Genomic DNA, 11,816 nt, shown 5'->3' on the forward strand with positions numbered 1-11,816 from the left:
AGTCCCTGAAAGGCCCATTCAAGTTCACTCGCATAGGCGACCGTCTGGCTCGCTGGAGCTTCGTGAACCCATCCTAGTCTCCGACGATCACTATTGCTGGCCTCCGATCAGGAGTCAGAGTTGCCAGGCCGCCGGGCGTCCGGGTGGTCCGGCCGCCGTTGCTGTCGGATTGCGGACGGCAGCTCCGTAAATGGCCGTCGGGGCTGTATCTGATGGCTTTCCGCCAGATGTCATGCCCGTCCGCATTGGTCATGTCACCAGCAGGACTATGGCTACCGTCACGGCGAATACCACGATGGTCCAACGGAGAGCTTCGGGCGGGATGCGGCGGGCCGTCTTGGCGCCGACGTAGCCGCCGACCACCGTGGCCGGGGCCAGGACGGCGACCGCGGCCCAGTTGACCGGGCCGAAGACGCTGTAGGTCAGCACCGTGGTCATGCCCACCACCGCGGAGAACACATTCTTCAGGGCGGCGATGCGGCGCAGGTGCTCATCCAGCACCAGGGCCAACGCGGCGATGAGCAGCAGACCCATGGCGGCGTTGAAGTAGCCGCCGTAGAGGCCGCACAGGAACACGACCACCTGGACCTGCCGGCTCGACCTGCGCGGATGGGAACGGCCGGCCAGAGCGCGCAGGCGGTTCTGGAAGGCCATCATCACCGCGGCCAGCAGCAACAGGAACGGGACGACGAAGTCGAAGACCGAGCGCGGGGTGAAGAGCAGCAAGCCACTGCCGCACAGAGCACCCACCACGATCGTCGGGATGATCGAAACGATGCGGCGGCCCTGCCCGGCCAGGTCGGGGCGGCTGGCCACGGCGCTCGCGACGTAGCCGGGGGCGACCGAGAGCGCGTTGCTGACGTTGGCCGCCACCCCGGGCAGGCCCAGGGTGACCAGCAGCGGGAACGTGATGAGGGAGCCGCCGCCGGCGATCGCGTTGACGGCGCCGGCCGTCAACCCGCCGCCGAGCAGCAGGCAGAGTTCGCCGAGGGTCAACTGTCGGAGTCGCCCTTGTCACGGTCGGCGGAGCGCTCGAGCGCCAGGTCGAGGGCGAGCACGCTGCCGATGATGAGCAGCGGCTCGATGCCGGGAGCGACCTGCACGGCGTACGTGTCCCGGATCGTCAGCCAGCGCTTCGAGACCGACGCCACCTCGACGCCGTCGCGCTCGATGACGTACTCGTGGTCGAGCAGGTCGCCCTTCATCTCCAGGTCGTCGGGGCCGGGGACGTCGATCGTGAAACGCTCCCGGAACGGCGTGAACAACTTCTTGCGCACCTCGGCCGCCTTCTCGCCGCCGATGCGGATCTCGTACGTCGGGCGCAGCGCGACCAGGTGCCGGTGCAACGTCGCCACCTCGTCGCCGGACGGGTCCTCGATGACCACCTTGTCGCGGACGCTGAGCACCTTGCCGTCGACGTGGTAGACCTTGTTCCCGTGCTCGTCGAGCACGTCGAAGTCGTCCCCGATCGAGAAGAACCGTTCCCTGATCACATACATGGGTCGATTCTGCCCGAGCCCTCCGATTCACCGGCCCCCGCCCGGCAGTGGCACCTTCCACAGCCGTACGGTCCCGTCGGTGCTGCTGGTTGCGAGAGTGCCGCCGTCGGGGCTGAACGCCGCCGTCTCAACGGTCCTGCCATGACCGGTGAGGGTCGTGAGACGCACCCCGGTCAGCGAGTCCCACAGGTCGATGCTCTCGTCCCGGGTCAGAGCCAGCACCGAGCGGCGAGGGTTGAACAGCGGGCTCGGCGAAGGGGAGTCGGTCGGGGCTGCTACGCGAGAACGATCACTACCTTAAACGAACTAATAGAACAAGTCACTCAACTCGACCGAGCGGACGATAGATAGGAATGTGATGCTTCCGACTGGGTGGGGAATATAAATCTTGCCGGCAGTATTGTTGCGAGCGCAAATAATTCGTACGGGAGGAAGGGCTGCTCTGTGAGCGAGCTCAATCTGCTGGTCGTCGTCGGAAGTACGCGGCCGGGGCGTGTCGGGCCCAAGGTGGCCGACTGGTTCGTCGACGCCGCGAAGGCGCACGGCGGGTTCCAGGTGACCGTGGCCGACCTGGCCGAGGAGAACCTGCCGCTGCTCGACGAGCCGCACCACCCCCGCCTGGGGAACTACCAGAACGACCACACGAAGCGCTGGAGCGAGAAGGTCGCCGCGGCCGACGCGATCGTGTTCGTGATCCCGGAGTACAACTACGGGCTCGGGGCCGCCTTCAAGAACGCCCTCGACTACCTGCACGCCGAGTGGGCCTACAAGCCGGCCAGCGTGGTCAGCTACGGCGGCGTCTCGGCGGGCACGCGTTCGGCGATGGGCCTGCAGGGCACCGCGTACGCCCTGCGCCTGTGGATGATGCCCGAATCGGTGAACATCCCGTTCGTGCACAGCCTGGTCAAGGACGGCCGGCTCGAGGCGACCGAGGCCATGGACAGGGCCGCCACCGCGGTCCTCGACGAGCTCGCCAAGGTCGGCGCGGCCCTGGAGCCACTGCGTGGGTAGACGTCAGCCGGCGACCTTGAACAAACCGTTGAGCTGGTCGTTCAGGTCGTTGAGCGACGAGACCGGCTCGTCGCCGATGTAGACGGCGTCCATCCGGGGGATCATCAGCGCGGTGATGTCGGCCGCGTTGGTGGTCACCGGGAACAGGAACGTCGTCTTGTCCTTGACCTGGTCGGTGAAGGCGGACACGTCCAGTTTGCGTTCGTCGCGGTTGAACGCGATCGCCTTCTCCGTCCCGGCCGGTCGCGCCGGGAAGACCACCCCGCTCTCGCCGATGATGTTCTGGCACTGCTCGCCGCTCATGAACTTCACCCACTTCGCGGCGTTGTCAGGCTGCTCGGACAGCGACGTGATCGAGTCGGCGAGGCCGTTGAACATCGACGCCCGCTTGCCGCTGGGCCCGATCGGGGTCGGCGCGATGCCCATCTCGAGCTTCTGGCCGGCCGCGTCGGTCAGGTTCGCGAAGGTCGAGATCTTCCACGAGCCGTCGAGCGCGATCGCCGCCAGCCCGGACTGGATCTGCTTGTCCGGCCCGACCGGGTTGTTGCCCCCGATCTCGGCGAAGCTCGGCATGTAGCCCTTGCGCACCAGCCCGAAGTACCAGTTCAGCGTGGACTGGAAGGCCGGCTGGTCGAGGTTGAAGCGCGATCCCCACGGGTTGCGGTCGGTCACCGACCAGCCCGCGCTGCCGGTGAACGCCGACCACTGTGTCTGCCCCCAGCCGGCCCCGCCGGAGCCGTCGACGCCCAGCCCGTACTGCTTGACTTTGGTCTTGTCGAAGCCGGGCTCGTCGCCGCGCACACCGTTGGCGTCGATGGTCAGGTGCGCGATGGTCTTCTCGAACGTGCCCCCGTCGGCCGGGTTCCAGGTGAGCGTGTTCAGCGACGCGGGGTCGATCCCGGCCGCCTGCATGGACGCCGGGTTGTAGAACATCGCGACGGTGTCCCAGTCCTTCGGGGCCCCGTACCGCTTGCCGTCCTGCCCCTTCCAGAGCTCGGCCAGCCCTTCCTGGTAGTCACCGTCGTTGATGTCGGCGGTCGGGGCGAGGTCGTCGAGCGGGCGCAGCACCTCGAGGTCGACGAACTGGGCGAATTTGTTGAGGTGGTCGGTGAACACGTCGGGCGCGGTGTCGGCGATGAACCCGGCGGTCAGCTTCGACCAGTAGACGTCCCATCCGTACTGGGAGATGTCGACCCTCAGCCCGGGATTCTCGGTCGCGAACAGGTCGGCGCATTTCTGGTAGCCGGGCTGCTGGGCCGAGTCCCACAGCCAGTATTCGATGGTTCCCCCGCCCGATTCGGTGGGGGCGTCGGTCCCGCCCCAGCCGCAACCGGCGACCAGCAGGGCCGACATCAGAGCCGCGAGACGCTTCCTCATTTGATCCCACTAAAGCCGATGGAGTTGACGATGCGTTTGGCGAAGAAAAGGAACAGGAGCAGCATCGGCAGCGCCGCGACCAGCGTCGCCGCCATGAGTCCCGACCAGTCGGGCCCGGTCTGCGGGGTCTGCGACTTGAAGACGCCGAGCGCCACGGTCAGCACCCGCGACCGGTCGGTGTAGCTGACCATCAGCGGCCAGAAATAGTCGTTCCACGAGGTGATGTAGGTCAGGATCCCGAGCGTGGCCAGCGGTGCGGTCGACATCGGAATGATCAGCCGGAAGAACACCCGTACCTTGGACGCCCCGTCGACGTGGGCCGCCTCCTCGACCTCGCGCGAGATGCCGAGGAAGAACTGCCGCAGGAAGAAGACCGCGAACGGCGTCATCAGCATCGTCGGCAATGAGATGCCGAGCAGGGTGTCGACCAGTCCGAGTTCCTTGATGAGCACGAAGTTCGGCAGCAGCGTGAAGATGGCGGGAATCATCAGTCCGGCCAGGAAGAACAGGAACACCTTCTCGCGGTGCCGCCATTGCAGACGCGCGAACGCATAGGCGGCCATCGCGCTGAAGAACACCTGCCCGGCCGTGATCAGCGTGGAGACGATGACCGAGTTGGCCAGGTAGTGCCAGAAGTTGATCGGCTGTCCGGCACCGCCCGCGTCGATCGCCTCCTGCCCGCTCTGCAGGCCGAAGACGCGCTCGAAGCCACCCCACGAAGGCTGCACGGGCAGCAGGCTGTCGGAGCCCGCGTACAGGGCGTTGTTGCTGGACAAGGCCGTGCGCAGCATCCAGTAGAACGGGAACAGCGACGCCAGGATCACCAGCACCATGAAGATCCAGGCCAGCGTACGGCCGTACGGGAAGCCCGTTTTCTCCGGTGGTGGCGGCTCGGCCAAGGGAGGGGTCGAGACCGGGAGAGCGGTGGTAGCCATGATCGTCCTCCTCAGGCCAGGTCGGACTGTTCGGCGCGGGTGAGCCGGTACTGCAGGAACGTGATCACGATGAGGACCAGCAGCAGCGCGACCGACATGGCCGAGGCGTAGCCGAACTGGAACCGGCCGAACGCCATGTCGTAGATGTAGTACTGCAGCACGCGGGACGAGTCGACCGGCCCGCCGCGGGTGGTGACGGCGACCGTGTCGAACACCTGGAACGATCCGACCACGGTGATGATGAGGACCAATGCGAGGATCGGGCGCAGCAGCGGCAGGGTGATGCGCCGGAACATCGTCAGCTCCGACGCACCGTCCATGCGCCCCGCCTCGTACATGGTCTCGGGAATGGTCTGGAGACCGGCGAAGATGAGCAGGGCCGTGTAGCCGACGTGCCGCCAGACATTGATGACAGCGATGGTCGGGATGACCCACGCGCTGTCGGCCAGGAAGGCGATCCGGTCCATCCCGATCAGTTCGAGCACCCTGTTGCCGAGGCCGAGCTGGTAGTCCAGGATCCACAGAAAGATCAGCGCCGCGACCACATTGGACACCAGGTACGGCGTGAGCACGACGCCGCGCAGCCAGGTGCGCTTGGTGAGCCGCTGCATCATCACCGCGATGGCCAGCGCGAACGCGGTCTGCAGGGCGATATTGATGATCACGTAGTAGACAGTGACCACCATCGAGTTCCAGAAGACCGGGTCCTGGACCATGCGGATGTAGTTGTCGAGGCCGTTGAACTCGGGCGGGGTGAGCAGGTTGAAGCTCGTGAAGCTCAGATAGATGCCGCGCAGCGTCGGCCAGATCATGAAGACCAGGAACCCGGCGAGCGCGGGCGCGATGAACAGGATCGCGAGCCGGGTGTCGTCCTTGCGTTTCTTCTTCGGCACTGAAACAACGGCCATCGTGTCTCCTCAGGCGTCGGCCCGGTAGAGCACCACTTGATCGGGGCGCACGCGGGGAACCGCCACCCCCGCGTGTTCGAGCGCCGCCCCGGACAGGACGGCCTCGCTCCCCCACCACGGCGGGGCGATTCCGGTGGGACGCAGGGGGCGCAGCCGGTAGGGGCGGTCCGGGTCGAGTCCGCGGAAGCGCAGCCGGGCCGGCGGGTCGGGGTAGGGGCTGGCCATCGTCACCATCGCGATCAGGGCGGCCGACCGGTCGGGCGCCACCACGCCGTGCACGAGCACGTCGTCGCCGTACCCGTCCATGCGCACCAGATCCCCGGCGAGCAGCAGCCCCCGGTTCTGCTTGAAGAAGGCGATCCACTCCCCCAGCGCGTCGATCTCCTCCGGCGCGGCCGACGTGAGATCCCACTCGATGCCCAGGTGCCCGAAGATCGCCGTCCCGGCCCGGAAATCGAGGTCGTGGCGGCGACCGGTGACGTGGCTGCGGCCCGAGGCGATGTGCGAGCCGAGCAGTTCGGGCGGCACGAGCTGACCGGTCCAGCGCAGCATGTGCTGGCGGTCGTGCGGGTCGATGTTGTCGCTGACCCACACCCGGTCGGTGCGTTCCAGCACTTCCAGGTCGACGCGCCCGCCACCCGACGAGCACGACTCGATCTCCAGCCGCGGATGGGCCGCCCGGAGCTCGTCGAGCAGCCGATAGAACGCCAGGGTCTGCTCGTGCACGCCCGGTTCGCCACCCGGCTGGGTGCCCGCGTCGATCAGGTCGCGGTTGTGGTCCCACTTGATGTAGTCGATCGCGTATTCCTCGAGGATCGCCAGCATCTGCGACTTCACGTGGTCGTAGGCGGCCGGGATGCCGAGGTTGAGCACCTGCTGACGGCGTGACTCGACCGGCCAGTCCGCACGGGCCGTCATGACCCACTCCGGATGTTCGCGGGCCAGCTCGGAGTCGGGGTTGACCATCTCGGGCTCGAACCACAGCCCGAACTGCATCCCAAGCTGCTTCACCCGGTCGATCAGCGGATGCAGCCCGTCGGGCCACACGTCGGGCGAGACCACCCAGTCGCCCAGACCTGAGGTGTCGTCGCGGCGTGAACCGAACCAGCCGTCGTCCAGCACGTAACGCTCGGCCCCCGCCCCGGCCGCCAGCTCGGCCAGGGCGACCAGGCGGTCGAGGTCGTGGTCGAAGTAGACGGCCTCCCACACGTTCAGCGACACCGGCCGTTCGCTGCCGACGGCCCGGTCCCGCGAGCGCAGGTGCCGGTGGAACCGCCGGGCCACCTCGTCGAGCCCGTCGCCGTGCGAGCCATAGATCCAGGGCGAGGCGTACGACTCACCGCGCGCGAGCCGCACCTCACCGGCCAGCAGCAGCTCCCCGCCGCCGAGACGCTGCTCCCCCGACCAGACCCGCTCGGCGTAGTGGGTGTGGTTGCCGCTGAACGCCGTGTGCACGGCCCACACCCGGCCGCGCGCGAACCCGAACCCGGGCTCGCCGGCGTGCAGCACGTAGGCGCTGTCGGCCCCGGTGCGGCCACGACGGTTCTCGCGCAGGTGCAGGCCGGTGTTCAGGGGCGCGCGTTGCGCAACGCGCTCCAGGTTGTGCCGTCCGGCGAAATCGAGCAGCTCGGCGGCCTCGGCGGGCACCGGGAAGGACAGGACCAGATCCTCCACCCCGTACGGCTGATCGTGCTCGTTGGTGACCGTGGCGCGAGCGCGCAGCAGGCCGCCGGGCAGCAGCTCGATCTCGACGAGCAGCGCGAGCCGGCCCGACTCGTCGCCCGCCTCGACCACCACCTGTCCGGGGCCGCCCGACGCAAAACCTCGCACCTCATCCCCGTACGCCCGAAGGCTGTTGATCTGGAGGGCCGGTGACCAGCCGGTGCCGGCCGCCGAGCCGCGCAGCCCGGGACGCCCGGTCCAGCCGGTACGGTGCTCGGGGACGATCGCGACCCGGGGTGGGAGGTCCTGCGCGTTGGAGCCGGTGACGCCCTCGCCGAGCAGCAGCAACGTGCGGGCGGCGGGCTCGTCGAGGCCGGGCAGCGCCGGTCCCCAGTAGGCGATGACCGGCAGACCGGGCCCGACGGCATCGATCAGCACGGTGACCCCGTCCGCGGTCAAGGCGACAAAGGCATCACTCATACGGCTCCCCTTGGGACAGCGGTGGCCGGTGGGACGGGAGTGCTAAATCGATGTGACGAACATTGCTCGGGTGTGTCCGGCATGTCAACCCTCATCGATCTTTCGCGAGGTGATTGCGTCGAAAACCCCTCACTTCGGTCGAGGCGAGCTCTACGGTGGTCGCATGCGACGAGGCGGCGTGTTCGTCAACCTGAGCGTCCAGGTCAAGATCGTGATCGCATCGGCGGTGGGTGTGGTCATGGCCGTGATCGTGGGGACGCTCGCCCTGATGGCGCTGAGCGACTCGGCCGGCGCGGCCCGCAGCATCTACACCGACAACGTGAAGCACGTGGCCGAGGTCGGCGCGATCGAGGCCGCGCTGGGGGTCGCCCGCGTAGACCTCGCCAACCAGCTCATCTCGCAGGACCCGGCGTCGTCGGCCAAGTACACCGCCCGTTTCGAGCAGGACGTCCGCGCGTTCGACGAAGCCGTCGCCGCCTACCAGGAAGGCGTCCCGGCCGCGCCGCCCGCGACACTGGCCGCCCTCGAGAAGTCCTGGGCCGAATACGTCGAGCTCGCCACCACCAAGCAACTCGTCAACGGCAAGCGGCACGACTTCGCGGCGTGGCAGGCCGTACGCGACAACGAGATCAACCCCGTGCTGACCTCGCTGACGAAGAGCATCGAGGACCTGGCCACCGCCGAGTCGCGCTCCGCCGCCGCCTCCTCGGCCGCCGCCGAGAGCGGCTACGCCCGCAGCCGCGTACAGACGCTGTCGCTGCTCGTGGTCGGCGGGGCCGGGGCGCTAGGGCTGGGCCTCATCATCGCCCGCGGCATCGTGCGCTCGCTCCACCGGGTGCGCGACGTCTGCGAGAGCCTCGCGGCCGGCGACCTCACCCGCAGCACCGGCCTGCAATCGCACGACGAGCCCGGCGTGATGGGCCGCGCGCTGGACGAGGCGATGGGCCGGCTGCGCCAGACCGTGTCGACGATCGACAACTCCGCGGGCTCGCTGGCCAGCGCCTCCGAACAGATGAGCGGCGTGGCCCAGCAGATCGCGGCGTCGGCCGAACAGACGTCGGTGCAGGCGCAGGCGGTGTCGTCGGCCGCCGAGGAGATCTCGCGCAGCGTCGACACGGTGTCGGCCGGCAGCGAGCAGATGGGCGCCTCGATCCGTGAGATCTCACAGAACGCGAGCGAGGCCGCGCAGGTGGCGGGCGAGGCGGTCGGGCTGGCCGCGCGCACGTCGACCACGATGAACCAGCTCGGCGAGTCGTCGTCCGAGATCGGCGACGTCATCCGCACGATCACCGCGATCGCCGAGCAGACGAACCTGCTGGCCCTGAACGCGACGATCGAGGCGGCCCGCGCCGGCGAGTCGGGCAAGGGCTTCGCGGTCGTCGCGGCCGAGGTGAAAGACCTGGCCCAGGAGACGGCGCGAGCCACCGAGGACATCTCGAAACGCGTACAGGCGATCCAGACCGACACCGGCGGCGCGGTCGACGCGATCGAGGAGATCACCCGCGTCATCGCCCGGATCAGCGACTACCAGACGACGATCGCCTCGGCCGTCGAGGAGCAGACGGCGACGACGGCCGAGATGAACCGCAGCGTGTCCGAGGCGTCCACCGGCAGCAGCGAGATCGCCCGCAACATCAGCGGGGTGGCCGAGGCAGCCCGCCTGACGACCGAGGGCGTGCAGCAGTCCCAGCAGGCGACCAGCGACCTGGCCCGCATGTCGGCCGAGCTGACGAGCCTGGTGTCCACGTTCAGGGTTTGATGGACGGCATGAATCTGCTCGGCGCTTCCCTGGGCCACTGGACCACCGCGGGGACCGGAGTGACGGTGATATTGCCGCCGCCGGGGACCGTGGGCTCCGGGGAGGTGCGGGGTGGAGCGCCCGCCACGCGGGAGTTCGAACTGCTCTCGCCGGGACGGATGGTGCAGCGGGTGGACGCGGTCGTGCTCTCCGGCGGCTCGGCCTTCGGGCTGGCAGCCGGCGACGGCGTGATGCGGCTGCTGCGCTCCCGGGGAATCGGGCTGCCCACGCCGTTCGGTCCGGTGCCGATCGTGGTCGGGATGTCCCTGTTCGACGCGTCGGTGGCGGCGGATCCGCCGGTCGACTTCGCCGCGGGCGGCGAGGCGGCCGTCTCGGCCGCGCTGGGCGACAAGGTCCTCGGGGGCCGGGCCGGGGGCACGGTCGCGGCGGGAGTCGCCACCGGGCGGGCCGGGGCCGGGACGGGCGCGACGACGGGCAAGTGGCGGGGGCGGCTCGATCCCGGCGGTCTCGGCGTGGCCTTCGGGCGGGCCGGGGACGCTTCGGTGATCGCCCTGGCGGCGGTGAACGCCTGGGGCGACGTGATCGGCGCCGACGGCCGGCCGCGCTTCGCCCCGTCCTCGGCCGCTGTTCCGGCGGCACCCCCCTTCCCGACGGCCAACACGACCATCGCCGTCGTCCTCACCGACGCGAAACTCGACAAGACCGGCTGCCACCTGCTCGCCCAGAGCGCCCACACCGGCTTCGCCCGGGCCCTGCACCCCGCCCACACCAGCTACGACGGCGACGCCGTGGTGGCCCTGGCCACGGGCGCGGCCCCGGACGGGGTGGACCTCGAACACCTACGCGCCGTCACGTCCCAGGTCATGGCTGAAGCAATCCGCACCGTCCCCACCGACCCCGCCGGATAAGGCCGCCCTCACTCCATCGGTGCGAGACGCTGCGCTGAACGCACCTACCGACCTCGACGGAAGGAAAGCACATGCGTATCAAAACCACGATCGGACTCGGCATCGCCGGCATCCCGAGGTCGTGCTGCGCCCCCACACCGGCCCGTCGGCCCCCATCGACGACGCCTACCGGGCGAAATACGGAGCCGCCGGAACCCTGGTCGGCAACCCCGCTGCCCGCGACGCAACCCTGCGCATAGACCCGGCCTGACCGGAAGACCCGCGTTTCCGCGGGCGCGACCGCCCCCGCGGGCACGCGATGCTTCCACCATGAACGCTCCCCAGGACGGCGAACCGGTGGGCGCCGAACAGGTAGGTGCCGCCTTGACGGCCGGCGAGTTCGTCTACACCGACGGCGCCACCCAGACCTTCAACCCCGACGGCACCACCACGTACGTCGAGGGCGGCCGCCCGACCCACGGCGAGTGGTACCTCGACGACGGCCACTTCTGCTCGTTCTGGCCCCCGGCCTATCGAGCCTGCTATGACCTGACCTGGCTGGTCGAGGACGGCCACCCCGCAGGCTTGACGTTCACCAGCGTCGTCGACCGCTCAACCTTCACCGGCCGCTACCGTGCCCCAAGGGTCTGACCACCGATTCCGGCCGCGACCACCGTGGCCCCGGTCGCCGGCTGATCACCGCACCCGATCGCAGCGCGCCTCGTCGACGATCAGAACACCCCGAATCTTCGACGTCGCTCCCAGAACCTTCGACTTTCGCGGCCCCACACAGATCTGATTGTCCCCGCCGTCCCGTCCCCGTCCCGGCAGCAGAAGCAGCACAGCGTCATCACGCCGCGAGTTGTAGACGGCGTACGCATGCCGGGCCCGCGGACCGAGCGTCTGGAAATCCTGCGTCTTGATCTGGTAGGCGGCGGTGGGCTTGCGTGCACCCCAATCGGCTTTCTTCAGATAGAGACAGACCCGCGGATACTTACATCCGAACTTATCCGCGGCGGCCGCGGGAGTCGCTCCGGCAATGGACAGAATCGCGGCAGCCACGACGGCGGCCAGCAGCTTCATTCGCATTTTCACTCCCCGGTCTCGAGCGCAATGGCGATTCGATGCTGGCACGCACCCACCGGCCCTGACCTGCGAACAGGAGTTTGTCGTCAACCCTGTTCTCCCCGCGTGCCCGGCCGCCTTGACCAGGCCGAACGACCCTGTCCACCGCCGTCGGCCGACGGTATACCGGAACTCAGCCGACGCGTGCAAGGGGGTGGAAAACCGTGGAGACA

13 protein-coding genes are annotated in these 11,816 nt (G+C 68.7%); 5 read left to right on the plus strand and 8 right to left on the minus strand.

The window, feature by feature from the left end; translation table 11 throughout:
- Positions 1 to 249: 249 nt before the first annotated feature.
- From EER30_RS43710 to EER30_RS43720, 3 genes are read right to left on the minus strand one after another with little or no spacing between them, the layout of a single operon-like run.
- Entirely contained in the window at positions 250 to 996 is a 747-nt protein-coding gene (locus EER30_RS43710) for a sulfite exporter TauE/SafE family protein (RefSeq protein ID WP_127508268.1), read from the minus strand.
- Positions 993 to 1,499 carry an LURP-one-related/scramblase family protein gene (locus tag EER30_RS43715; RefSeq protein ID WP_127508269.1) on the minus strand — a complete coding sequence of 169 codons (507 nt, stop codon included), beginning with the start codon at positions 1,497 to 1,499 and terminating at the stop codon, positions 993 to 995. Before EER30_RS43715 ends, EER30_RS43710 begins: the two co-directional genes overlap by 4 nt.
- A gap of 27 nt (positions 1,500 to 1,526) precedes the next feature.
- On the minus strand, positions 1,527 to 1,721 hold the full coding sequence (locus tag EER30_RS43720; protein ID WP_164842734.1) for a WD40 repeat domain-containing protein: 195 nt from the start codon (positions 1,719 to 1,721) through the stop codon (positions 1,527 to 1,529).
- Between the two features lie 222 nt (positions 1,722 to 1,943).
- Here EER30_RS43720 and EER30_RS43725 point away from each other — a divergent pair, with 222 nt between their 5' ends.
- On the plus strand, positions 1,944 to 2,510 hold the full coding sequence (locus tag EER30_RS43725; protein WP_127508273.1) for an NADPH-dependent FMN reductase: 567 nt from the start codon (positions 1,944 to 1,946) through the stop codon (positions 2,508 to 2,510).
- 3 nt (positions 2,511 to 2,513) lie between these two features.
- Here EER30_RS43725 and EER30_RS43730 read toward each other — a convergent pair whose 3' ends face one another.
- The 4 genes from EER30_RS43730 to EER30_RS43745 are packed head-to-tail and all read right to left on the minus strand — an operon-like array spanning position 2,514 to position 7,872.
- Positions 2,514 to 3,887, minus strand: a complete 1,374-nt coding sequence (locus EER30_RS43730) for an ABC transporter substrate-binding protein (RefSeq protein ID WP_127508275.1) — start codon at positions 3,885 to 3,887, stop codon at positions 2,514 to 2,516.
- Positions 3,884 to 4,822: a carbohydrate ABC transporter permease gene (locus EER30_RS43735; RefSeq protein ID WP_240670694.1), complete on the minus strand. Its 939-nt coding sequence runs from the start codon at positions 4,820 to 4,822 to the stop codon at positions 3,884 to 3,886. Before EER30_RS43735 ends, EER30_RS43730 begins: the two co-directional genes overlap by 4 nt.
- Before the next feature lie 11 nt (positions 4,823 to 4,833).
- Positions 4,834 to 5,730: a carbohydrate ABC transporter permease gene (locus tag EER30_RS43740; protein ID WP_127508277.1), complete on the minus strand. Its 897-nt coding sequence runs from the start codon at positions 5,728 to 5,730 to the stop codon at positions 4,834 to 4,836.
- Positions 5,731 to 5,739: 9 nt separating this feature from the next.
- Positions 5,740 to 7,872, minus strand: coding sequence for an alpha-galactosidase (locus EER30_RS43745; protein ID WP_127508279.1), 2,133 nt, complete (start codon positions 7,870 to 7,872; stop codon positions 5,740 to 5,742).
- Positions 7,873 to 8,035: 163 nt separating this feature from the next.
- Between EER30_RS43745 and EER30_RS43750 the strand changes: the two genes are divergently transcribed.
- From EER30_RS43750 to EER30_RS43760, 4 genes are all read left to right on the plus strand, one after another.
- Positions 8,036 to 9,631 carry a methyl-accepting chemotaxis protein gene (locus EER30_RS43750; RefSeq protein WP_127508281.1) on the plus strand — a complete coding sequence of 532 codons (1,596 nt, stop codon included), beginning with the start codon at positions 8,036 to 8,038 and terminating at the stop codon, positions 9,629 to 9,631.
- An 8-nt stretch (positions 9,632 to 9,639) separates the two neighbouring features.
- Complete coding sequence (locus EER30_RS43755; protein WP_127508283.1) at positions 9,640 to 10,539, plus strand: P1 family peptidase; 900 nt, start codon at positions 9,640 to 9,642, stop codon at positions 10,537 to 10,539.
- A gap of 121 nt (positions 10,540 to 10,660) precedes the next feature.
- Entirely contained in the window at positions 10,661 to 10,789 is a 129-nt protein-coding gene (locus EER30_RS49190; protein ID WP_240670695.1) for a DUF2255 family protein, read from the plus strand.
- A 59-nt stretch (positions 10,790 to 10,848) separates the two neighbouring features.
- The gene (locus tag EER30_RS43760; protein WP_127508285.1) at positions 10,849 to 11,169 is read left to right on the plus strand and encodes a hypothetical protein; all 321 of its coding nucleotides are present in this window, start codon (positions 10,849 to 10,851) and stop codon (positions 11,167 to 11,169) included.
- A 45-nt stretch (positions 11,170 to 11,214) separates the two neighbouring features.
- Here the strand turns inward: EER30_RS43760 and EER30_RS43765 are convergent, their stop codons facing one another.
- Positions 11,215 to 11,601 (minus strand): hypothetical protein, encoded by a 387-nt coding sequence (locus EER30_RS43765; RefSeq protein WP_127508287.1) that lies wholly within the window; start codon positions 11,599 to 11,601, stop codon positions 11,215 to 11,217.
- Positions 11,602 to 11,816 lie beyond the last annotated feature (215 nt).

Origin of the sequence: Actinoplanes solisilvae (genome assembly GCF_003999975.1) — a bacterium.
Classification (GTDB): domain Bacteria; phylum Actinomycetota; class Actinomycetes; order Mycobacteriales; family Micromonosporaceae; genus Actinoplanes; species Actinoplanes solisilvae.